Consider the following 21,714-nt stretch of genomic DNA (forward strand, 5'->3'; position numbering starts at 1 on the left):
GGCGGCCACAGAATGTGAATTGTCCACCTGGACAATTCGAGAGGGGGCCGGTCGTGCAGGACCACCCGTCGTCCGTGCTGGGCAAGGCTTTTCTGCTGTTCGGGGCGTTCGACGGCAGTCGCACGACGCTCGGGCTGACCGACCTCAGCCGCCGCTCGGGCATCCCGAAGGCCACCGCCTACCGGCTCGCCCAGGAGCTGGTCGACCTGAACCTGCTGGAACGGGTCGAAGCCGGATACCAGCTGGGCTGGCGCATGTACGAGCTGGGGCAGCTCGTGCCCGGCCCGGCCAACCTGCGGCACCTCGCCCGCCCGGCGCTCATGGACCTGCACTCGGCCACCCGCGCGGCGGTGCACCTGGCCGTGCCGCACGGCCTCGACACGCTCTATCTGGAACGCCTGGTCGGGCGGCGGGACGCCCGGCTGCACACTGCCGTCGGCAACCGGATGCCGATCTGGTACGCCGCCTCGGGCAAGCTGTTCCTCGCCCATGGTCCCGACCTCGAGGGGTTCCTGGACGCCCTCGGTGACGCGCTTCCGCGTACCCGGCACAGCGTGCGCAGCCCCGTTCAGCTGCGCGCCCAGATCGAGGCCGTCCGCGAGCGGCGCTGGTCGGTCGAGCACGAGGAGTGCGTCGAGGGGTACAAGTCGTACGCCGTGCCGGTCACGCTGGGCGGCCCCCACCACGTCGTGGCCGCCGTGTCCGCGACGCTGCCCGTGGCCCGCCGGGACGAGCAGCCGGTCGTGCGGGCTCTGTGGGCCACGGCGGCGCACATCAGCCGTTCCCTGGAGTCCTCGCCGGCCGCCCCGGCCCGCCTCGCCGGCTGACCTACAGCGCTGGTCGTGACCGGCGACGGGCGCTACGTCGTCATCAGCGGGCGGTGGCGGGCGACCGACCCCGACATCCCCGAGGACGGCGCCGCCACGCACGTCAGCCGGCCTCCCCACGCCGTGATCAACTGGGAGCGGGTCAGTTGAACGGGGGGCGGTGAACGCCGAAGTGGGCGTGGATCTGGGACGAGCAGACCTCCGTACGGGCGACGACGACGCCGACCGTGAACAGGACGATGATCGAGCCGGTCAGGCCCCAGAACAGCTGGTTGGTCCAGTCGAGGAAGGCGAACACGCCGCACAGGCCGACGGCGAAGGCGGTGATGCCGGCCATCGTCTGGAGTTCGCGCAGGAGCCGGTGCAGGATGCGGTGGGCCTCGACGTGGTCACCGAAATGCGACCGGGGCGACCACTTCCTGGTGATCATCATGCAGGCCATCGTGCCGAACCAGAACAGGGAGAGCCACAGGTTCCAGGCCCGCGCGTCGCCGATGAAGAAAGCGGGTGGGATCTCCAAAGCGGCGTACCCGAACGGCAGGAACGCGTCGAGGAACGAGGGCGCCCAGCGCAGCAGAACGCTCATCGTCAGGTACCAGTAGAAGACGACTACGAAGATGAGCAGGGTGGCGACGCTCTGCACGCCGGCCAGCAGGCTGGGCTTCTCGAACGTGTTCTCGGCCAGCAGCGCCAGCGCGACACCCTGGATGATGCTGATGATCGTGATGAAGCCGCCCGGCGAGATCTCGAGCGAGCGTCGGACCAGCACGTCGTGGCTGAGGGCTTGGATGCCGTCGCCGCGCACGACGTCGGGGACGGGGGCCTCGGCCGGGATCACGTACGAATGACGCGGCGACGACGGTGCGTAACCCTGGCGGGGCGTCGCGGTGTGCCGATGCCGGCGGCTTCTGCGGATGTCAGGGAGGTCGGCTGCCACGAACCACATCCTGCTGGGGCCGTCAACACCCTCCCGGCACGTTCACAGGTGCTGCCTTGACACCGGTCGTTGCGGTTGTTTCCGCAGCTCACGCGAGCATTGGCCGCTTGCCCGGTCAAGCCGGCGCGCGGTGATCTTCCCGCACGGGGAAAGGGCAGCTCACTGGGAGTCAGCCGCTCCCGGCACCTGACTGACGCCGATGCATGCCGTACGAACAATGTTACGGAGCGCGGCGATCACGGTGTCCGTCACAGAGGGCTACCGCACGGAGTGCAGTACTTGGTGTCTACGACTCGGAGCGCAAAAGCCCAAAAACCCTGGAACCGTCAAAAGGCGCAATCCACGCGCGCGGCAGGGCTGAGTGAGGGCTCGGACCGGCGCCGCCCTGTCGACAGGCAGCGCCCGGCAGCCGCCCCCTCGATGTTGCAGGGGCGACTGCCGGGCTGCTCAGAGTCAGACGGCCGGGGCCGGCTCGTCGTTCGGAGCCAGCGAGTCCATGAACGAGCTCACCGAGAACACCGCCCGGCCGGCGCCGGCCGGACCGTACCCGGGCGGGCTGGTCAGGCCGTTGGCCTCCATGACCGCGCGGTACGTCTCGAGCAGGCGTACGTGGTATTCCAGCGGCGCGCCCTGCGGGTTGGTGCGGCCCAGCGGGGTGGTCGGCTCGGGGCACCACGTGGTGAACCGGGGAGTGATGCCGCGGGACATGAAGTACTCGAGGCCCTCGGCGGTCGACGCGATCGCCTCGTCGACGGTGGTGAAGCCGTGCGGCGCGGCCATCTCGACGCCCGCCACGAAGTTCGGGATGACGTTGCGCGGGCCGAAGATCTCGGCCGAGTCGAGGATGCGGCGGTGCCACTCCTCGCGGCCCACGTAGCGCTCCTTGCCCGGGCAGTACAGCTCGAACAGCTTCTTGTCCCACACCTCGTAGTTGGGGTGGTAGATCTGGATGCCGTAGTCCTTGAACCGCTGGACGTCGGCCTTGGGCAGCGCCTGCGCGACGACCTTGCCGATCCACCGGCCGGGGAAGCGTTCCTCGATGGCCTGCGCGTACTGCCCGTAGAAGTCGGCCTCGGCCTTGCCGCCCACGTGCGAGGTGATCGAGCCGCCGGTCAGCGTGTACGCCTGCGACGTACGGGCGGTGTCGTGCTTGTCGATGATCTCGAGCGCCTCGAGGATCTCGTCGACCGGCTTGACCCCGGTGTAGGGACGGCCGGCCGCCTTGTGCTGGCGCCAGTTGTGGTTGATGTCGCAGTACTGGCACTCTTCCTTGGCGCCGAAGTACTGACAGACGCGGAACGCGGTCAGGTAGATCAGATAGCCCCACTGGATGGTCGGCGCGACCTCCATGACCGACTTGCCGTTGGTCAGCGTGTGCCGGTAGTAGTCCGGCATCGGCGGCACACCGACGTCGGCGATCGGCTTGTCGTCGAGGTAGAGACGCATGAGGCCGTCGTCGCCGGTCTTGACCCGGTAGGGCGAGGCCGGGTTGGTGCGGACCGACACCACCGTACGGCGCAGCTCATAGGGGCCGCCGGTGAGCACGATCTCCTCCGGCGGGCGGCGCAGCGCGGCCGTGCCCAGCTCGGGCAGGGTGCGGTGGTCGAACGAGAAGATGAAATACGACTTGGGTTTGACGTCGCCGTGCTCGTTGTCGGTCAACGCCGAGTCGTCGAAGGCCAGCCCGCCGCGAAGCAGGTCCTCCTTGATGACCGCCTCCCGCGGCACGTGCGGGAACCGCCCCATCAGATCCTCGACGATCTCGGTGCGTGACGTCATGAGCCCCTCCAGATCAACAGCCTCGACCCATCCTCTCTCACGGGTACGACAGTTCCCAGCGGCGGGACCGAGGTGAGCCTTCGGTCACGTGGCGCGGACGGCCTGCTTGGTCACGGGCACCAGGGCCGGGGCGACACTGAGCTCCCGTACGCCCGCAGCCAGCAGCCGCGGCACCACGGTCCCGTCCCCGGCGAGCTCGCCGCACACCGCCACCGTCTTCTGCGGGCCGGCCGCGCGGCAGACGCCCTCGATGAGCTGCTCAACCGCCGGATCGAGCCCGCTGGTGAGGTCCAGCAGATCGGCGTTGCCGCGCTCGGCGGCCAGCGTGTACTGGGTCAGGTCGTTGGTGCCGATGCTGAAGAAATCCACGTACGGGGTGAAGTCGGCCGCCCGCAGCGCCGCCGCGGGCACCTCGACCATCATGCCGACCCGCAGGTCAGGGGGCAGATCGCCGACCTCGTCGAGCATCCGGCGCGCCTCGACGACCTCGTCCGGCGTCGTGACCATGGGGAACATCACGCTGACCGGGGTGCGGCGGGCCACCCGTACGATGGCCCGCAACTGCTCGGTGAACATCGAACGGTGGACCAGCGAGTGCCTGATTCCCCGTACGCCCAGAAAGGGGTTGGCCTCGGACGGCGCGGGCAGATAGCGCAGGGGCTTGTCGCTGCCCGCGTCGAGGGTGCGCAGGGTGATGCGGCGGCCCCCGAGGGCGTCGGCGATCGCGAGGTAGACGGCTTCCTGCTCGTCGGCGTCCGGGGCGGTGTCCCGGTCGAGGAAGAGGAACTCGGTGCGCACGAGACCGGCCAGGTCGGCGCCGTTGTCAGCGGCGGCGCGCGCCTCGGCGACGGAACCGATGTTGGCGCCGACGTGGATGGTCACGCCGTTACGGGTCATTGCGGGTTGTGCCGCTTTTGTCCGGGCCTCGTCGCTCAGCTTCTTGTGCCGCTCGGCGCGGGATCGGAAATCTTCGAGCACGTCCGGGGCGGGGTCGACGGCCACGTCGCCGGTGCTGCCGTCGAGGGCTATGAGGGCGCCCTCGGGGATGTCACCGATCACCGCGGGGATGCCCCGGGTGCGCAGGAGGATCGCGGCGTGTGAGGTGGGGCTGCCGTTTCTCAGGACGACCCCGGCGATGCGTACGGGGTCGAGGGCGGCGGCCTGAGCGGGGGTGAGATCGGTGGCCATCAGGATGCCCTCGCCGTCGACCGTGGCGGCGGGGACGCCCAGGAGCGCCCGCAGGACCTGGTCGGAGACGGCCCGTACGTCGTCGGCGCGGGCCCGCAGGTAAGGGTCGGGCAGCGCGTCGAACTCGGCGGCCACCCGGTTGGTGGTGTCGCGCCAGGCTTCGGGGGCGGTTGTGCCCTTGTCGATGGCGGCACGGGCCTCGTCGAGCAGGTCGGCGTCTTCGAGCAGCATCAGGTGGGCCTCGAAGATGTCGCCGCTCAGTTTCCCGATCTCGTGACGGGCAGTGGTCAGGGCGTCGGTGAGGCGGTGTTGCTCGGCCTCGCTGCCCATGGACGGCTCGTCGGGGATGTGCAGCGCCGGCTGACTGAGCCGCACGGCGGGACCGATGGCGATGCCGGGTGACGAGGGTGCGGCTCGCAACGTGCTAGCAGATCTGCCGGGCGTTGGGGGGTTGTCCACATTCTCGGGTTGTCCACAGGGCTTCGGCAGAGATCCGCCGTCCGCTGGATAATTGCCAGTGGGGGACCCCCGGTGGAGGGTGGGCTCTGGCCGGGAGTGGTTGACATGATCCTGGGTCTCGCCGAAGGCGTCGCCCGCCAGCTCGACAAATCTGTCAACGGCTTCCTGTGCTTGCCGTCCCGAAGCCCGTACGGCCAATTCATGTCCCCGCAACGCCCCCAGCGTCGCGACCCGCGTCAGGCTCGACGCCGGCACCCACCCCGAGCCCGTGTTCTCGTTGCGCAACTCGACAAGCGCGTCGAACCGCCGCAACTCCCCCACCAGCCGGGCGGCGGGCCGCGCGTGCAGGCCGTGCTCGTTCACCACCCGCACGACGGCCGACACCCCTTCCCCCGTACGGGATGGCTCCTCCCCCGCCGTCCCGAAGTGTGCTTCCTTGCCCGCCAGCCCCGCCAGCGCCTCGGCCGCCACCTCCTCGCGAGTACCTCCTGCCCCCGCGGTGACCGCCGCCGCCACCAGGCCCTCGACGAGCGGCGCCGGGCACAGCAGGACGCGTTCGCGCAGCGGCTCGTCCAGCAGCTCCAACGCTGTCTCGGCCGAGAGCACGGCGCTGCCCAGGTCCATCAGCACGACCACGCCGTCCCCGTCGTCGGCCGCCGTGATCGCCTCGCTGATGGCGACAGCGTCGGTTCCGAACGTCTCCTCGTCCAGGCCCGCGGCGACCTCGATCGGCACCGGCCGCCCCGGCGTCATCTCGGACGCGAGGGCGGCCGCCGCCCGGGCCAGCGGACGGCTGTGACCGGCCACCACCAGCCCCACGGTCATCCGGCGGCGCCCAGGGTCGACGCGGCGGCCCGCATCAGCAGGGTCACCGATGTCGCGCCCGGGTCGGCATGCCCGGCGCTGCGCTCCCCCAGATAGCTGGCCCGGCCTTTGCGCGCGACGAGCGGGACAGTCGCCTCCCGGCCCTGATCGGCGGCGTCCGCGGCAGCTTGGAACGCGGCCGTCACGTCGGCGCCGCCGGCGAAGGCCGTCTCGAGGGCTTCCACGGCGGGGGTCAGCGCGTCCACCATCGTCTTGTCGCCCGGGGACGCCTTGCCGCGCGCGACCACGCCGTCGAGCCCCGAGCGCAGAACCTTGGCGAACCCGGGCCCGTCCAGCACCGAGTCGGCGGCGGCCGACATGCGCAGGAACGCCGTGCCGTACAGGGGTCCGCTCGCCCCGCCGACCTTGCTGATCAGCGTCATGCCGACCTTCTTGAACAACGCCGACGGCGTGTCCGGCGGTTCGGCGTCGAGCGCGGCCACGACGGCGGTGAGCCCCCGGTCCATGTTGACGCCGTGGTCGCCGTCGCCGATGGCCGAGTCGAGCGCGGTCAGCTCGTCCCTGTTCCGTGCCACCAGGTCGGCGAACTCCCTGATCCACGCGCTGAGCGCCGTCGCGTCCACGGGCGTCACACCCCGCGCCGCAGGGCGGGCGTGTTGACCGGGGCGTCCCACAATCGCAGCAGCTCGTCGTCGGCCTTGAGCAGCGTGACCGAGCAGCCCGCCATGTCGAGGCTGGTGATGTACGGGCCCACCAGCGAGCGCGCGACCGTGATCCCGTTCTTGGACAGCAGCTGCGTGACCTCGTTGAACATCACGTACAGCTCGATCAGCGGGGTGGCGCCCATGCCGTTGACGAACGCGATGACGCCGTCGCCGCCGGTGAAGTCGAGGTCGGTGAGGATGGGGCTGACCAGCATCTCGGCGATCTCGTTGGCCGGCGCGACGGGCACGCGGCGGCGTCCGGGCTCGCCGTGGATGCCGATGCCGACCTCCATCTGGTCGTCGGGCAGGTCGAACGTCGGGTGCCCGGCGGCGGGCACGGTGCACGAGGTGAGGGCGAGACCCATGCTTCGCGCGTACGCGTTGACCTTGCGAGCGACCTCAGCGACGTCGGTGAGCGGGCGCCCCTCGGCGGCCGCGGCCCCGGCGATCTTCTCGACCAGCACGGTGGCCCCGACCCCGCGCCGCCCGGCCGTGTAAAGGCTGTCCTGCACCGCCACGTCGTCGTCGACGACCACGGCGATCACCTCGGTGCCCTTGTCGGCGGCGACCATCTCGGCCGCCAGCTCGAAGTTCATGACGTCGCCGGTGTAGTTCTTGACGATGTGCAGCACCCCGGCACCGCCGTCGACCGCCTCGGTGGCCGCGACCATCTGATCGGGCACGGGCGAGGTGAAGACCTCCCCGGCGCAGGCGGCGTCGAGCATGCCCGGCCCCACGAACCCGGCGTGCAGCGGCTCATGGCCCGACCCGCCCCCGGACACCAGCCCGACCTTGCCCTGAACAGGCGCGTCGCTACGCACGACGACACGATTCTCGAAGTCGACCCGCAGCTCCGGGTGAGCGGCGGCAAGCCCGTGCAGCGCGTCGACGATGACATCAGCGGGATCGTTGATGAGCTTCTTCATGGTGGCTCCTCACCGATGGGGAACGACCTACCGCCCTCAAGCTACGCCGGAGATCGCCGCGTTACGAGACCGTCACGACACGTTCACGCAGTTACCAGTCGTGGACCGACCCGTCGAGGCGCCGGGCGACGGGGAGGTACCTCGGCTCGTACGGGAAGCGGGCGGCCGCCTCGTCGTCGTAGGTGATGCCGAGGCCGGGCGCCTCCGACGGGTGGAGCATGCCGCCTTCGAGCCGCGGGGCGCCGTGGAAGACCTCGTACGTCGCGGGGGTGTGGCCCATGTGTTCCTGGATGCCGAAGTTGGGCACCGAGATGTCGACGGCCACGGCCGCCGCGGTGGTGACCGGGGACAGGTCGGTGGCGCCGTGCGAACCGGTGCGGACCTGGTAGAGCGCGGCCAGGTCGAAGATGCGCCGCAGGTGGGTGATGCCCCCGGCGTGCACGACGGTGGTGCGGACGTAGTCGATGAGCTGTTCGGTGATCAGCTGTTGCACGTCCCAGATCGAGGTGAGCACCTCGCCGGTCGCGATCGGGGTGGTGGTGTGCTGCCGGATCAGGCGGAACGCCTCCTGGTTCTCGGCCGGGGTCGGGTCCTCCATCCAGAACAGGCGCAGGTCTTCGACGCTCTTGCCGAAGCGGGCGGCCTCGATCGGGGTGAGCCGGTGGTGCACGTCGTGCAGCAGGTGGATGCCGAAGCCGAATCTCTCGCGCACCTTGCCCAGGTAGCCCGGCGCGAAGTCGAGGTATTCCTCGGTGCTCCACGCCTGCTCGTCGGGGAGCGCGGTGGCGGCCGGCTCGTAGATCGTGCCCTTGCGCACCCCGTAGCTGCCGCTCAGACCGGGCACGGCGGCCTGCGCCCGGACGGCTTTGAAACCCTTTTCCGCGTACGCCGCCACGTCGTCGAGCAGTTCGTCGGTGCTCGCGCCGCTGGCGTGGCAGTAGACCAGCACGCCGTCCCGCGAACGTCCGCCGAGCAGCTGATAGACCGGCAACCCGGCCACCTTGCCCTTGATGTCCCACAACGCCACGTCGACGGCGGCGATCGCGGTCATGGTCACCGGCCCGCGCCGCCAGTAGGCCCCCTTGTAGAGGTACTGCCAGGTGTCCTCGATGCGGGCCGGGTCACGCCCGATCAGCAGCGGCGCCAAATGATCCCGCAGGTAGGACGCCACGGCCAGCTCGCGCCCGTTGAGCGTGGCGTCGCCGAGCCCCGTGGCCCCGTCCGATGTGGTGATCCGCAACGTCACGAAGTTCCGCCCCGGCGACGTGATCAGAACCTCGGCCCGCTCGATCGTTGCCATCGATCCTGTATACCGGTGCCCGGCCGGTCCCGCTGCCCGGATACGCGCGGGTCGGCCGTCGAACGCTTGCCGCTGCTGACCGCGCCGCGGGGCGGCAACCTGATGAGCCGGACCGTGCGCACGTCGGCCCCGCTGCGGGCTTCGACGAACGCGGCGCCGGCCTACGTCCGGTCGTTCACGGCCTGGCGGACCTTCTCGGCGAGTTCGTCCCACAACTTGGGGGCGGCGCCAATGGTCAGCTCGGTGGTGAACTCCGCTCCGTGGCCGCCGAGCACCACGCCGGCCTCCCGGGCGATCAGGGCGCCGGCCGCGATGTCCCACAGGTTCGTGTCGAGCGCCAGCCCGCCGTCGAGGCGTCCGGCGGCCTGATAGACCAGGTTGAGCGCGGCGGGCACCCGGCGGATGTCGCCCGAGACCGGCAGCAGCTCGCGGATCACCCGGCCCGCGCGTTCCTTGGTGGCCGGGTTGGGCTGGAAGCTCACCCCGACCAGCGCCTTGTCCAGCGTCGAACCGCCCGGCGCCGGAAGCGGCTCGCCGTTGAGGAACGCGCCGCCGCCGTCGACGGCGCTGAACGTCTCGCCCGCCACAGGTTCGTGCACGACTGCCACCCGGGGACGGTCGCCCTCGTACAGGGCGATGCAGACAGACCAGGGACCCGTACGGCTGACGTAGTTACGCGTGCCGTCGAGCGGATCGATCACCCAGCTCCAGCCGCTGGACCCCGTACGCCCGTGCCCCTCCTCGGCCTGGATCGCGTCTGCCGGCCAGGCGGCGTGGACGGCGTCGACGATGAGCTGTTCGCTGGCGATGTCGACGTCGGAGACCACGTCGTTGGCGTGCGCCTTGGGCGCGCCCATCCGCAGGGTGCTCCGCCTGTCCAGCTGGAGCCGGCCGGCCCGGACGGCGAGTTCGGCGGCGAGGTCACGGGCGGCGGTCAGGTCTCGATCCACACCGGCACGCTATCCCGCCGACGGGTTCCTCAGCCGTGCAGGGCCGGGCGATAGAGCAGCTCCTGGGTCCGGCCGTCGAGGGTTCGGCTCTCGACCAGGTCGAGGTCGAAGTCGGCGGCGCCGCGCCACAACGGGTCGTCACCGGTGCGGCCGGTGATCACGGGGAAGATGGTGACCTGGACGAAGTCGACCAGGCCGGCGGCCATCAGCGCCCGGTTCATGCCGAGGCTGCCGTGGGAGCGCAGCGGCACCGGGGACTCCTGCTTGAGCCGGGCCACCACGTCGACAGCGTCGCCACGCTCGACGGTGGCGTCGGGCCAGTCGAGCTTGTCGTCGAGGGTGCTCGACACCACGGTGGCCGGCAGGTTGACCATCCGGGTCACCCAGGGATCGAACACGGCCTGCTCCTCCCCCGAGCTGAGCAGCTGGGTGAAGACACGGTAGGTGTTGGCCCCGAAGACCATCCGCTGCTCCCGCTCGTACAGGGCGAGGCGGTGCTCGAGCAGTTCGGGGCCCTGCTTGCCCCAGTAGCCACCCCAGTCGCCGCCGTCTGCGCCGCCGAAGCCGTCGAGGCTGCTGAAGACGTCGAAGGTGTAGGTCACGGTCATGACGTTCTCCTCAATGCTTGTCGTCACGACCTCAGACCGGGGATGCGCCGGAAACTCATCGGTGGCGGACCCTGTTCTGACGCGATGGCCTCCGCACCACCGCTGACCTCGGACGACGACGAAGAGGCCCGGAACCGGTGGCGCCGGCTGCTCGCGGTCGTGCTCCGGCTCGTGCTGCTGGAGACGCCGTTCGGCAAACAGCCGCTTGTCATAGGTACTTGATGGCAGTCAGCTCCTCGGCGGCCTCCCACAGGCGGCGGCCCACGACCGGGTCCGCGGCCTCGGCGCTCGGCTTGACCGGCACCGCCCGGCCGCGTACCTCCAGGAACCCGGACGGGCCGAAGAACTCGCCGCCGCGCAGACCGGGCTCGGTCGCCGCCCGTAACTGCGGTTCGGCGCCCCGCTCGAGGGACTGGGTCATCACCAGACCGGCGGTCGCCAGGATGCGGCCGACCCGGCCCCGGTGTTCCCAGGCACGCGGCGTCAGGTTGGTGCGCGTCATACCGGGATGCGCCAGCACACTGATGACCGGCGACCGGGCGGCGCGCAGCCGGCGGTCCAGTTCGAGGCCGAAAACGGTGGTGGCGAGCTTCGAGACCCCGTACGCGCGACTGCCGCCGTAATCCCGCTCGGACATCAGGTCGTCGAAGTTCAGGCGAGCCGGCTTGTGGGTGATCGAGCTGAGGCTGACCACCCGGGCGGCGGGCGCCGCGCTCAGGGCGTCGAGCAGCAGGCCGGTCAGCAGGAAATGACCGAGCATGTTGGTGCCCAAGTGCATCTCGAAGCCGTCGGACGTGGTGCGGCGCTCACCCAGCAGCACCAGGCCGGCGTTGTTGACGAGCAGGTCGACGACGGGGTGATCGGCGGCGAGCTTGCCCGCGAAGGCACGGACCGAGGCCAGCGAGGCCAGGTCGAGCTCGCGCACCTCGGTGTCGCCGCCCATGCTCCGGGCTGCCTCGGCGCCCGCCTTCGTGTTGCGCACCGCGAGGACGACGTGTGCGCCCGCGCGGGCCAGTTCGGTCGCGGTGACCCGCCCCAGCCCCGAGTTGGCGCCGGTCACGACGGCCACCCGGCCCCGCTGATCAGGAATGTTGATCGTCATAGGGCGACGCTAGGACGCTTTCCCGGCCGTCCCGTCGCACCGCTCAGCCTAGGTCAGCCAGACCCACCCTCGCCTCCCCGCCCGGCCGCCTCCCCGCCCGGCCGCCTCCTCGCCCGGCCGCCTCTTGCCTGGGTCGGGCAGACCTACCTTTGTCGCGGCGGGGCGCGGCACACTTACGGCATGAGCAACCCGCACGCCCGTGAGCTCGGCGATTTCCTCCGCGCCCGCCGCGGTCGGCTCACCCCGCAGGACGTCGGCCTGGAGCCGGGCGGCCGGCGAAGGGTGACCGGCCTGCGCCGCGAGGAGCTGGCGCTGCTGGCCGGCCTGAGCACGGACTACTACCAGCGCATGGAGCAGGGCCGTGACCTGCGCCCGTCCGACGACGTGCTCGACGCGCTGGCCGCCGCGCTCGACCTCGACGAGGAGGAACGCCGCCACCTGTTCGCGCTGGCCCGCGCGGCCCGCCGCCCGGCGGCCCACGGCTCGGAACCCGGCCGCCTCCCCCGCCGTCCCGAGGTGGTGCCGCCCAGCACCCGCCGGCTGCTGGCCGTCATGGCCACCCCGGCCGTGGTGCTCGGCCGTCACCTCGACCTGCTCGCCTGGAACACGATGGCCGAGGCGCTGCTCGGCGACCCGGCCGGCTACCCGGCCGAGCAGCTGAACATGCTGCTGCTGATGTTCGACGACAGCCGCACCGACGACCGGCGTTGCGAGTACTGGGAGCAGCAGACCCTGGACTACATCGGCATGATGCGCGCCGCGGTCGCCGCCGACCCCACCCACCCGCGGGCCACCGCCGTGATCGGCGAGCTCAGCATTCGCAGCCCCGAGTTCCGGCGGCTGTGGGCCCGGCACGACGTCCGCGAGTCGGTCAGCGGGGTCAAAACCTTCCACGCCCCGGAGGTCGGCGACATCAGGCTCAACTGGGACACCTACCCCCTGCCCGGCAACCCCGGCCCGGTGCTGCTGGCCTACACCGCCGAACCGGGCACCCCCGACGCCGACCGCCTGCAACTGCTGGCCGCCCTGCATGCCACCCGCACCGGCCGGACGTCCCGCTGACAGCGGCAGAGCCCCCTCTCGCCCGCCAGTCGGGCAGGTCGCGCCGCCCGCGCCCACAGCGCCGCCGGCCCGGCAAATCGCACCCCCCACACCCCACGGCCAGCGTACGAGAAACCCCACCACCGACCCCGGTTATCCACATTCCAGAGTTGTCCACAGCGCTCGGCGCCCACCAACCCCAAGATCGTCCCAACTGAATAAGATCGGTGCTGGGCGGGGGTCCCCCGGTTGGGGTGGGCCCTGTCCGAAGTGGCCCCTGTCCAAGTGGCCCGTCCGCGTAGACCCATCCGTGTAGGCCCGTCCGTGTAGAGGCCGCTAAACGTCGCTCAGGTGGGCGTATTCCAGGAGCGCGCAAGCCAGCACCAGCCGCGGGTCCAGACCGGCCGGCCCGGCGCCCGCCACGTCGACCCGGTGGGTCCGGTCGATCTTCACGAACTGGGCCACCGGCCGGGCGCCGACCCGCACCGTGAGGCAGCCCGGCTCCACGTGCAGCATCGCGGCCGGACGGCCCGTCGCGCCGAAGATCGCCCAGCGGGCGCTGGGGACGTCGATCGGCACGGCCAGCCGGCCGATGATGCGGTTCATCCGGTTGTCGAGGATGTCCCAGATCTGCAGCGGCCGCGGGTTGATGCGGCGCCAGTCGGCAGTGAATTCCCGGCCCGCGCGGCGCACCCTGGACCGGATGGTCCGCCGCCCGTCGGTCAGCTGGGCGCGCATCCGGCGCAGCAGGTAGGGCTGTTGGGCCTGCGCCTGCGGCTTGTGCTGGAGCAGGGTGATCCAGGGTTCGTTGCGCCGGGTCCCGATGGCCTGGATGCCGGGTGCCGAGCGGCGGCGGACCGACATCATCGGCCGGCCACTCGCATCGGTGATCTTCAGTTTGGTGGAGGTTTCCGGCTCGGCGAGTCCGAGCGTGAGGAAGCCGGCAACGTCGCTCATCACCTCGTCGGCCATCGTCCCGCCGTAGGTCTGGAACCAGTACCGTCCGGTCAGGACCTCTTCCGGCCACCCGCCGCGGAGCGCGTCAACCTGCACACCCCAGCACCGTAGATCATCCCGGCTACCGCACCCGTTCGCAGCTGACGGTGGTGTCGTCGCGGTCGGCCGAGCACGTGTCGGCGCCGGGACCGCCGTCGGCCAGGTCGGGCGTCGCGCTGTCTTCGTAGTCCCATACGATGAGGTCGTCATCACCGGCCTCGCCGTACACGCGGTCGTGGCCCTGGGTGCCGGCCAGCCGATCGTTTCCGGCGCCGCCGCGGATGACGTCGTTGCCCGGGGAGTCACTGATCTCGTTGTCGGCCGCGTTGCCCGTCAGAACGTCGTCGCCGCGGCCGCCGTAGAGCCACTCGACGTCGGCGCCGACCGTGTCGCCCTCGCCGGCCTGGCCGTCGTCGCCGGTGATCCCGTCGAGGTCCACTGTGACGGGAGCGACGTGATCGTCGTAGCTGACCGAGTCGCGACCCGCTCCGCCGGAGAAGTGGTCGCGGCCCGTGCCCGCGTCCATCGCGTCGTTGCCATCGCCGCCGTAGGACGTGTTGTTGCCCGGGCCGCCCTGCAAATGGTCGCCGCCCGGGCCGCCCGACAGCAGATCGTCACCCGGCCCGCCGACCAGCCAGTCACCGCCGTTGCCGCCGTAGAGGCGATCATGCCCGTACGAGGAAACGGGGTTGACCGGTTTTCCCGGGCCGGCCACATAGGTGTCGAGGTAGTCGTTGCCGTCGCCGCCGTTGATGCCGTCGTTGCCGGCCGCGCCGATGAGGAAGTCGGTCCCGCCGTAGCCCCAGATCGAGTCGTTGCCCGCGCCCGCCTGGCCGAACACGTCGCCCTGCAGGAAGTCCTGCCGGGGTCCGCCGAGAAGTTTGTCGCTGCCGGGGCCGCCGTTCGCCGTCATCGGCAGGTCGCTCTTGTTGACGACCGTGTCGTTGCGGTCGTACGTGAACACGCGTACCTGGTTCGGTGTTCGTGACGTCGTGCAGCGCACCCTCGTCCGGTCGCCCTCGACCGGCTTGCAGCCTTTGCCGGCGCGGACGGCGACCCGGTCGTCGATGGTGACCGTACGGCCGGACCGCGTGACGACGACGTTGTTGACCGCTTTCTGGCCCGCGGCGTACTGAACCACGTACGGGCTGGTCACCGACGCGACGCCCGCGGCCGCGGCCTGGGCCGGCAGTGCGGGGAGGACGACGCCGAGGACTGCCACCGCGGCGCCGCCCACGAGCCGACGCTTCCTCATGGGGCCGGATCGTAGTGCGACGGGCCCGCCCGCGCGGACCCGTCGCGTCCGGATCAGGCTGTCCGGTTTCGCACCATGCCGTGCGGGTCGAGCACGTACTTCTTGGCCGCGCCCTGGTCGAAGTCCTGATAGCCCTGCGGGGCCTGGTCGAGCGGGATGGCCACCGCGTTGACGTTCTTCGCGATCTGCACCTTGTCGTGCAGGATCGCCATCATCAGGTTGCGGTTGTACTTCATGACCGGGCACTGGCCGGTGACGAACGAGTGCGACTTGGCCCAGCCCAGGCCGAGACGCAACGACAGCGACCCCACCTTGGCGGCCTCGTCGACGCCGCCCGGGTCGCCCGTGACGTACAGGCCGGGAATGCCGATCGCGCCGCCCGCGCGGGTCAGCTGCATCAGCGAGTTGAGCACCGTGGCGGGCTGTTCCACCTCGGAGTCGGAGCCGTGGCCGCGGGCCTCGAAGCCGACCGCGTCGACGGCGGCGTCGACCAGCGGCTCGCCGATCGCCGGCCAGTCGTTGCCGAGGATCCGGGAGACCTGCTCGACCGGGTCGCCCTGCGCCACGTTGATCGTTTCGCAGCCGAAGCTGCGGGCCTGCGCGAGCCGCTGCTCGTTGAGGTCGCCCACGATGACGACCGCCGCGCCCAGCAGCCACGCGGAGGTGGCCGCCGCCAGGCCGACCGGGCCGGCGCCGGCGATGTAGACCGTCGAGCCGGAGGTGACGCCCGCGCTGACGCAGCCGTGGTAGCCGGTCGGGAAGATGTCGGCCAGCATGGCCAGGTCGAGCGCCTTCTCGAGGGCCTGGTCGCGATCGGGGAATTTCAGCAGGTTCCAGTCCGCGTACGGGACCAGCACGTACTCGGCCTGGCCGCCGACCCAGCCGCCCATGTCCACATAGCCGTACGCGGATCCGGGACGGTCGGGGTTGACGTTCAGGCAGATCCCGGTCTTGCCCTCCTTGCAGTTGCGGCAGCGGCCGCAGGCGATGTTGAAGGGCACCGAGCAGATGTCGCCGGGCTTGATGAACTCGACGCCCGGCCCGACGTCGACGACCTCACCGGTGATTTCGTGGCCGAGCACCAGCCCCTGGGGTGCGGTGGTGCGCCCGCGCACCATGTGCTGATCGCTGCCGCAGATGTTGGTGGCGACCGTCTTGAGGATCGCGCCGTGCGGCACCTTGCGCCCGACATTCAGTTTGTTGACGCCGGGCCCGTCCTTCAACTCGTACGTGGGGTAGTCGATGGAGTGGACCTCGACCTTGCCGGGTCCCTCGTAGACCACCGCGCGATTGGCTGGCATCGTTGCCTCCCATCGTCGTGTGGCGCCGGTGAGTGACGGTCTCGTCACGGCACCATGACCGCCATGTTTCACGAGCGGGGACCGAAACTGAACGGGCCGGGACGGCGACAGATACGCAATTGGTGATAAGACTCCGGTCGGTCGGGTGTGCTCTTGTCGGCAGGACGGGGGATAGGACCGGCGTGACCGAAGTGACAGGATGGCCGTAGCCCTCCACCCCCGAGAAGTACCTGGACGACATTGATGTCAGGCGGATCCCCTCTCCGCCCGGTCCGAGAGCTGTCCGCTCGGCCGGTTGTGCTCGCCGTGGGTGCCCTGCTGGCCACGGCTTCGTTGATCGCTGCGCTGATCGTGCTGGAACCGCGGGTCGTGGCCGGCTTCCTGACGGCCTGCTCGGCCGTGACGGCGGCGGTGATGGTGCGCGCCGCCGTGCAGCGCCGGACAGCCGGGCCCCGCCTGCGGGTGTTCGCCCTGGCCACCGGCATCGGCCTGACCGCCGCGGCGGGCGCGGCCAGTGGGGCGGCCATGCTGGTGGCACCCGGTGCGCTGGTCGGCGGTGTCCCCCTGCAGGCCGAGATTCCCCTGGTCACGCTCTTCCTGGTGGCGATCACCTTCCTGCCGGCGATCCTGCGCCCGCAGCAGCACCGCGACTCGCTGGTCAGGCTGCGCGTCGGGCTCGACGTGCTCGGCGTGACCGCGTGTCTGCTGTTCGTCGCGTGGATGCTGCTCCTCGGCACGGGCGAGCGCCGCGGCGCGTCGATCACCGCGTTGATCTGCGGCGCGACGGCCGCCGCCGCGGTCGCCGTCAACGGGGTGCACTCGCTGCGGCAACGCGCCGCCCTCCAGTGGTGCGGCCCGGCCGCGGCACTGGTCCTGATCGGTTTGACCGCGCTGGTCATCGGCATGGACTACACGAAGGACATGGACGCCGGGATCGCCGCGGTGGCCGGGGCGGCCGCGATCAACGTCGCCGCCGGGCTGCTCTGGTTCGGTTCGGTGCGTCTCTCCCCCGACGAGAGCCCGATGCCGCCGCCCGGCAGCGAGTCGTCGGCCGGCTTCCCGCTGCTGGCTCTGCCGGTGCTCGGTTCGGCCCTGGTCACCGTCCATCACCTGCTCAACGGCGGCGGGCCCGACGCCACGGCCATCGCGCTGGGCTCGGTGGCGATCACGGCCGTGGCGGCGCGCGAGTGGGTGTCGTCGGTCGCGCTGCGCCGCCAGGCCGGGCACCTCACCGACCAGGGCAACCGGTTGCGCAGCCTGATGTTCGGCTCCGGCGACGTCGCCATGGTGCTCGACTCGAACCTGGCCGTGCGCTGGCAGTCGGCGGCCGCGGCCCGCCAGTTCGGTCTCTCCGACCAGGAGGTGCTGGGCCGGGCGGTCACCGCGCTGGTGCACCCCGACCAGGCCGAGGCCGTGCACGCCCACCTGCTGGAACGCCTGAGCGGAGACAGTGACGGCGACGGCGCCCTGGCCGTACGCCTGCGGGACGGTTTCGGCCGGTGGCGCGAGACGGAGTGGACCACCAGCGGCGCCGACCCCGCCGAGCCCGGGCACACGCTGGTCGTGCACGTCCGCGACGTCACCAACATGCGCGACCTCGAGCAGGCGCTGCGCGAGTCCACGCACCGCGACCGCCAGACCGGCCTGGCCAACCGGGAGGGCCTGGTCCGCGCGGCCGAGCTGACCCCCGACGCCGGCGCGATGATCGTCGTCGAGCTGGGCGGGCTGACCGCGATCGGCGACGTGCGCGGGCGCGACCTGGCCGAGTCGGTGCTGGTCGAGGCGGCCCGGCGGCTGCGCACCCAGGTGCCGGGCTCCGACATCCCGGCCCGCATCGGCGAGACGCGGTTCGCCGTGCTCACCCACAGCGGCGCCGTACGGGCCCACCTGCTCGCCGGTCAGCTGGTCAACACGCTGTCCGCGCCCTACCTGACGGCCGGCACGGTCTCGCATCTGTCGGCGTGGGGCGGCCTGGCCGACGGCAGCGCGGACCACGACACCGACGAGGTGATCCGCCGGGCGGCGCTCGCGCTGCGGTCCGTACGCTCCGGCCCGCCGGGCGCCGTCGAATGGTACGAGACCGAGATGGAGACCCGGCTGCTGCGCCGCTCGACGCTGGAGCAGGACCTGCCGGGCGCTGTCACCCGGGGTGAGATCGACGTGCGTTACCAGCCCGTCCTCGAGCTGGACGGGCGCCGGCCGGTCGGGGTCGAGGCGCTGCCCGTGTGGCGGCATCCGCGGCTGGGCCTGGTGCCGGCCGACGAGCTGCAGGCCGTGGCCGAGGACCTGGGCCTGCGCAGCCAGGTCGAGCAGGCGGTGCTGCAGCGCTCGTGCCGTTTGCTGGCCCGGTGGCGGCACCTGCACGACACCCTGTGGCTGGCGGTCAACGTGCGCCCGCGGCAGCTCGTCGACCCGGCCTTCCAGGCGACGCTCGAAACGACGCTGGAGGATCACGAGTTGCCGCACGCGGCCCTGGTCATCGAGATCGCCGAGCAACACCTTTCCGACGTACGCGAGGACGGGCGCCAGCCGCCGGTCGAGGAGATCGCCGCCCAGCTGGGCCGGTTGCGGGCGGCCGGGGTACGCACGGCGGTCGACAACTTCGGCACCGGACCCACCTCGCTGAGCCGCCTGCGCATCCTCCCGATCGACCTGCTCAAGATCGACCGTGCGGTGTTCGCCGACCCGGTCGAGACGTTCCGGCAGGCCGGCGCGGTGATGGACGTGGCTGTGACGCTGGGGCGCCGGCTCGGCATGGAGGTCATCGCGCACGGCCTCGAGGAGACCCTGGACCTCGACACGGCCCGGTCCGCGGGCTGCCGGCTCGGCCAGGGCGACCTGCTGGGTCCCGCCATGCCCGCCGAGCACCTGGAAGCGCTGCTGGAGCAAACGCGGGTGTAGATCCTGTCGATCGCCGGGGAGCGAAATCGTCATCTCCCGACAGCAACCGATGGAAGGATCACCGACATGCGTTACACGCTGCTGTTCCACTACCAGGAGGCGACCACCGAGGAGCTCGGCCCCGAGCTGCTGGCCGAGGGGCAGCGGGCCATGACCAGTTACGCGGCGACCCTGCACGCAGCCGGGGTGCTGATCGGCGGCGAGGTGCTGCACACGTCCGAGCTTTCCACCACCGTACGGGTCGCCGACGGCGCGACGCGGGTGCAGGACGGCCCGTTCGCCGACACCAAGGAACAGCTCGGCGGCACGATCGTGATCGACGTGCCCGACCTGGACGCCGCGATCGAGTGGGCGCGGCAGGCCCCGCAGGCGCAGTGGGGCACGGTCGAGGTCCGCCCCGTCGCCACGTACCTGGTGGACGGTGTGTGGAGTTGACCGAGCAGGCCCGCGCCGCCGCCGACCGGGCCGCGCGGGCCTCGTACGGGAAGCTTGTCGCCCTGCTGGCGGCCCCCGACGGTGACCTTGCCCGAGCGGAGGACGCGCTGGCCGGGGCGTTCGAGGAGGCCCTGCGCCGGTGGCCCGTGACCGGTGTGCCCGCGAACCCGGAGGGATGGCTGCTCACCGTGGCCCGTAACCGCCGCCGCGACGGGTGGAAGTCGGCCGCCGCGCGCACCGCCGCCCCGCTCGACGAGGCCGGCGCCGCCGTCGACCCGTTCGCCGACCACGACCCGTACGGGATCGGCGACAAGCGGCTGGAGCTGCTGTTCGTCTGCGCGCACCCGGCGATCGACGAGTCCGCCCGTACGCCGTTGATGTTGCAGACCGTCCTCGGTTTCGAGGCCGCCGAGATCGCCCGCGCGTACGCCGTCCCGGCCGCGACGATGGCGCAACGGCTGGTCCGGGCCAAGAGGCGGATCAAACAGGCCCGTATCCCGTTCGCCGTGCCGGACCGCCGCGTGATGCCGGAGCGGCTGCCCCCGGTGCTGGAGGCGGTGTACGGCTGCGCCGCCATCGCGTGGCGCGGCGACATCGGCGAGGCTCAGTACCTGGCCGTCACGCTGGCCGCGTTGCTCGGCGACGAGGCCGAGGCCTGGGGTCTGGCCGCCCTGACCACGTTCGTCCTGGCCCGCCACAGGTCCTCGTTCGTGCCGCTGGACCAGCAGGACCCGTCCGACTGGGACGCGGCGCTGGTGGACGAGGGCGAGGCCTACCTGCGCCGCGCTCGCCCGGCCGGTCCGCCCGGGCGTTTCCAGCTGGAGGCAGCTGTCCAGGCCGTCCACTGTGACCGCCGCCGGACCGGCGCGACCGACTGGCCCGCCCTCCATACCCTGTACGCGGCCCTGCTCGCGGTCGCTCCCAGCCTGGGCGCCCGGGTCGCGGCGGCCACAGTGACCGGACGGATCGCCGGGCCCGAGGCAGGACTGGCCGCGCTGCCGAGCGGCGCTGAGTTGTTCCAGCCGTACTGGGCGGCCCGCGCCGACCTGCTCGCCCGCGTCGGTCGTGACGCCTCGGCGGCGTACCGCAAAGCGGCCGAGCTCACCGACGATCCAGAGGTTGCCGCGTACCTGCGTGGCCGAGCCGGCGGCGAACCCACCGCCTGACCGGGACGTCAGGCTGCGCCCGTGACCGGCCGGCGAAGGCGATCACGAGCAGGGGATCGGCGCCCCGCGCGAAGAGCTGTTCCGGGGCGGTGGAAACGGCCGCCAAAGGCCTGCGGGCGCTGGTTCAGGACCAAGCCTTCATGGAGCTCGTGGAGAACTACACCAACGACACCGAATTTGTGGCCCTCTGTGAACGCCTCCGAAACGAGGCCCTCCGAGCGAGACCGTCCGCCGCCGCGAGCTGAGTTGAAATGGAACAGTCGCAAACGTTCCGGGCCCTGATGCCATCTTCGGTACAAACATTCTGCGGTACGCCTGGTGCGAGTCATGGTCGCGGCGTGGCGGGGGCGGCGAGGCGGTTGATCAGCAGGCGGCCGGTTGCTTCCAGGTGGGCGCGCATGGCGGACTCGGCGGCGGGGGCGTCGCGGCGGAGCACGGCGGTGATGACCGGCTCGTGTTCGGCGTGGATCTCGGCCAGGGTGCGGCCGCTCGCTGTGGTGGGTGGGCCGAGCAGGGCTGTGGTCGAGCGGAGCTGGGCCACGATGGCGGCTGCCCGGTTGTTGGCGGCTGTGCGTAGCAGCAGGTCGTGCAGGGCGCGGTCGGCGGGCCAGAACGCGGCCTCGTCACCAGCCGCGACCGCCGATGCCATTGCGGCGAGTGCCTGGCGCAGGGCGGCGTGCTGATCCGGCGTACCGGAAAGGGCTGCTTTGGCGGCCGCAGCGGGTTCCAGCGCCAGGCGGATCTCGACGATCTCCTCGACGTCATGGGCGCGTGGGGGCAGCACCCGGAAGCCGCGGTTGCGCCGGATCTCGACCAGGCCCGCCTCGGCCAGCCGCAGCATGCCCTCGCGGACGGGGCTGCGCGAGACGCCGAGCAGTTCGGCGAGCTGATAGACCGAGTACGTCTCGTCGGGCACGAGCTGACCGGACGCGACCCCGTCACGCACGGCCTGAGCGACGCCGTCGGCCAGCGAGGGGGCCTCGGGCGGGAGGCGCAGAGTCGTCACGAGTAACA

20 protein-coding genes are annotated in these 21,714 nt (G+C 71.5%); 7 read left to right on the top strand and 13 right to left on the bottom strand.

From position 1 onward, the window contains the following. Positions 1-53 precede the first annotated feature (53 nt). Entirely contained in the window at positions 54-827 is a 774-nt protein-coding gene (locus C8E87_RS40905; protein ID WP_133878705.1) for an IclR family transcriptional regulator, read from the top strand. Positions 828-842: 15 nt separating this feature from the next. Then, positions 843-977 (top strand): hypothetical protein, encoded by a 135-nt coding sequence (locus C8E87_RS46580; protein ID WP_275409134.1) that lies wholly within the window; start codon positions 843-845, stop codon positions 975-977. On the opposite strand, the gene C8E87_RS40910 is transcribed toward C8E87_RS46580, so the two are convergent. From C8E87_RS40910 to C8E87_RS40945, 8 genes are all read right to left on the bottom strand, one after another. Further along, entirely contained in the window at positions 970-1,764 is a 795-nt protein-coding gene (locus C8E87_RS40910) for a hypothetical protein (protein WP_133878706.1), read from the bottom strand. The two genes, C8E87_RS46580 and C8E87_RS40910, sit on opposite strands and share 8 nt — an antisense overlap. A gap of 453 nt (positions 1,765-2,217) precedes the next feature. Further along, positions 2,218-3,543, bottom strand: a complete 1,326-nt coding sequence (locus C8E87_RS40915) for a radical SAM protein (RefSeq protein ID WP_133878707.1) — start codon at positions 3,541-3,543, stop codon at positions 2,218-2,220. Between the two features lie 84 nt (positions 3,544-3,627). Then, on the bottom strand, positions 3,628-6,015 hold the full coding sequence (gene ptsP / locus C8E87_RS40920; protein WP_133878708.1) for a phosphoenolpyruvate--protein phosphotransferase: 2,388 nt from the start codon (positions 6,013-6,015) through the stop codon (positions 3,628-3,630). Beyond that, positions 6,012-6,638 carry a dihydroxyacetone kinase subunit DhaL gene (dhaL, locus tag C8E87_RS40925; RefSeq protein WP_133878709.1) on the bottom strand — a complete coding sequence of 209 codons (627 nt, stop codon included), beginning with the start codon at positions 6,636-6,638 and terminating at the stop codon, positions 6,012-6,014. Before dhaL ends, ptsP begins: the two co-directional genes overlap by 4 nt. Positions 6,639-6,643: 5 nt before the next feature. Next, on the bottom strand, positions 6,644-7,645 hold the full coding sequence (dhaK, locus tag C8E87_RS40930; protein WP_133878710.1) for a dihydroxyacetone kinase subunit DhaK: 1,002 nt from the start codon (positions 7,643-7,645) through the stop codon (positions 6,644-6,646). A gap of 91 nt (positions 7,646-7,736) precedes the next feature. After that, entirely contained in the window at positions 7,737-8,945 is a 1,209-nt protein-coding gene (gene manD / locus C8E87_RS40935; protein WP_133878711.1) for a D-mannonate dehydratase ManD, read from the bottom strand. Between the two features lie 161 nt (positions 8,946-9,106). Continuing rightward, a complete protein-coding gene (locus C8E87_RS40940; RefSeq protein WP_133878712.1) occupies positions 9,107-9,895 on the bottom strand; it encodes an inositol monophosphatase family protein in 789 nt (262 codons plus the stop codon). Between the two features lie 29 nt (positions 9,896-9,924). Continuing rightward, the gene (locus tag C8E87_RS40945) at positions 9,925-10,503 is read right to left on the bottom strand and encodes a dihydrofolate reductase family protein (RefSeq protein ID WP_133878713.1); all 579 of its coding nucleotides are present in this window, start codon (positions 10,501-10,503) and stop codon (positions 9,925-9,927) included. Positions 10,504-10,587: 84 nt separating this feature from the next. On the opposite strand from C8E87_RS40945, the gene C8E87_RS44105 reads away from it, so the two are divergent. Then, positions 10,588-10,725, top strand: a complete 138-nt coding sequence (locus C8E87_RS44105; RefSeq protein WP_166661446.1) for a hypothetical protein — start codon at positions 10,588-10,590, stop codon at positions 10,723-10,725. Here C8E87_RS44105 and C8E87_RS40950 read toward each other — a convergent pair. Next, positions 10,712-11,605, bottom strand: coding sequence for an oxidoreductase (locus tag C8E87_RS40950; RefSeq protein ID WP_133878714.1), 894 nt, complete (start codon positions 11,603-11,605; stop codon positions 10,712-10,714). The two genes, C8E87_RS44105 and C8E87_RS40950, sit on opposite strands and share 14 nt — an antisense overlap. A gap of 180 nt (positions 11,606-11,785) precedes the next feature. Here C8E87_RS40950 and C8E87_RS40955 point away from each other — a divergent pair, with 180 nt between their 5' ends. Further along, positions 11,786-12,667, top strand: a complete 882-nt coding sequence (locus C8E87_RS40955; protein WP_133878715.1) for a helix-turn-helix transcriptional regulator — start codon at positions 11,786-11,788, stop codon at positions 12,665-12,667. Positions 12,668-12,982: 315 nt separating this feature from the next. Here C8E87_RS40955 and C8E87_RS40960 read toward each other — a convergent pair whose 3' ends face one another. Genes C8E87_RS40960 through fdhA form a run of 3 tightly spaced genes read right to left on the bottom strand, consistent with a single transcriptional unit; the run spans position 12,983 to position 16,198 of the window. After that, positions 12,983-13,699 carry a hypothetical protein gene (locus C8E87_RS40960; RefSeq protein WP_133878716.1) on the bottom strand — a complete coding sequence of 239 codons (717 nt, stop codon included), beginning with the start codon at positions 13,697-13,699 and terminating at the stop codon, positions 12,983-12,985. Positions 13,700-13,724: 25 nt separating this feature from the next. Next, on the bottom strand, positions 13,725-14,897 hold the full coding sequence (locus tag C8E87_RS40965; RefSeq protein WP_133878717.1) for a calcium-binding protein: 1,173 nt from the start codon (positions 14,895-14,897) through the stop codon (positions 13,725-13,727). A 53-nt stretch (positions 14,898-14,950) separates the two neighbouring features. Next, complete coding sequence (fdhA, locus tag C8E87_RS40970; RefSeq protein ID WP_133878718.1) at positions 14,951-16,198, bottom strand: formaldehyde dehydrogenase, glutathione-independent; 1,248 nt, start codon at positions 16,196-16,198, stop codon at positions 14,951-14,953. A 306-nt stretch (positions 16,199-16,504) separates the two neighbouring features. Here fdhA and C8E87_RS40975 point away from each other — a divergent pair, with 306 nt between their 5' ends. The 3 genes from C8E87_RS40975 (at position 16,505) to C8E87_RS40985 (ending at position 20,700) form a co-directional block, all read left to right on the top strand. Then, on the top strand, positions 16,505-19,099 hold the full coding sequence (locus tag C8E87_RS40975) for a putative bifunctional diguanylate cyclase/phosphodiesterase (RefSeq protein WP_166661447.1): 2,595 nt from the start codon (positions 16,505-16,507) through the stop codon (positions 19,097-19,099). Between the two features lie 66 nt (positions 19,100-19,165). Further along, positions 19,166-19,534, top strand: a complete 369-nt coding sequence (locus C8E87_RS40980; protein WP_133878720.1) for a YciI family protein — start codon at positions 19,166-19,168, stop codon at positions 19,532-19,534. Then, entirely contained in the window at positions 19,525-20,700 is a 1,176-nt protein-coding gene (locus tag C8E87_RS40985; protein WP_203720892.1) for an RNA polymerase sigma factor, read from the top strand. The genes C8E87_RS40980 and C8E87_RS40985 overlap by 10 nt, the downstream gene beginning before the upstream one ends. 325 nt (positions 20,701-21,025) lie before the next feature. Here C8E87_RS40985 and C8E87_RS40990 read toward each other — a convergent pair whose 3' ends face one another. Then, on the bottom strand, positions 21,026-21,706 hold the full coding sequence (locus tag C8E87_RS40990; protein WP_133878721.1) for a GntR family transcriptional regulator: 681 nt from the start codon (positions 21,704-21,706) through the stop codon (positions 21,026-21,028). Positions 21,707-21,714 lie beyond the last annotated feature (8 nt).

The organism is Paractinoplanes brasiliensis (assembly GCF_004362215.1).
GTDB lineage: Bacteria > Actinomycetota > Actinomycetes > Mycobacteriales > Micromonosporaceae > Actinoplanes > Actinoplanes brasiliensis.

Coding starts and splice junctions, on each gene's coding strand:
- C8E87_RS40915 (WP_133878707.1), bottom strand. CDS start 3,543: ATGACGTCACGCACCGAGATCGTCGAGGATCTGATGGGGCGGTTCCCG.
- ptsP (WP_133878708.1), bottom strand. CDS start 6,015: ATGACCGTGGGGCTGGTGGTGGCCGGTCACAGCCGTCCGCTGGCCCGG.
- dhaK (WP_133878710.1), bottom strand. CDS start 7,645: ATGAAGAAGCTCATCAACGATCCCGCTGATGTCATCGTCGACGCGCTG.
- manD (WP_133878711.1), bottom strand. CDS start 8,945: ATGGCAACGATCGAGCGGGCCGAGGTTCTGATCACGTCGCCGGGGCGG.
- C8E87_RS40945 (WP_133878713.1), bottom strand. CDS start 10,503: ATGACCGTGACCTACACCTTCGACGTCTTCAGCAGCCTCGACGGCTTC.
- C8E87_RS44105 (WP_166661446.1), top strand. CDS start 10,588: ATGGCCTCCGCACCACCGCTGACCTCGGACGACGACGAAGAGGCCCGG.
- C8E87_RS40950 (WP_133878714.1), bottom strand. CDS start 11,605: ATGACGATCAACATTCCTGATCAGCGGGGCCGGGTGGCCGTCGTGACC.
- C8E87_RS40955 (WP_133878715.1), top strand. CDS start 11,786: ATGAGCAACCCGCACGCCCGTGAGCTCGGCGATTTCCTCCGCGCCCGC.
- C8E87_RS40965 (WP_133878717.1), bottom strand. CDS start 14,897: ATGAGGAAGCGTCGGCTCGTGGGCGGCGCCGCGGTGGCAGTCCTCGGC.
- fdhA (WP_133878718.1), bottom strand. CDS start 16,198: ATGCCAGCCAATCGCGCGGTGGTCTACGAGGGACCCGGCAAGGTCGAG.
- C8E87_RS40980 (WP_133878720.1), top strand. CDS start 19,166: ATGCGTTACACGCTGCTGTTCCACTACCAGGAGGCGACCACCGAGGAG.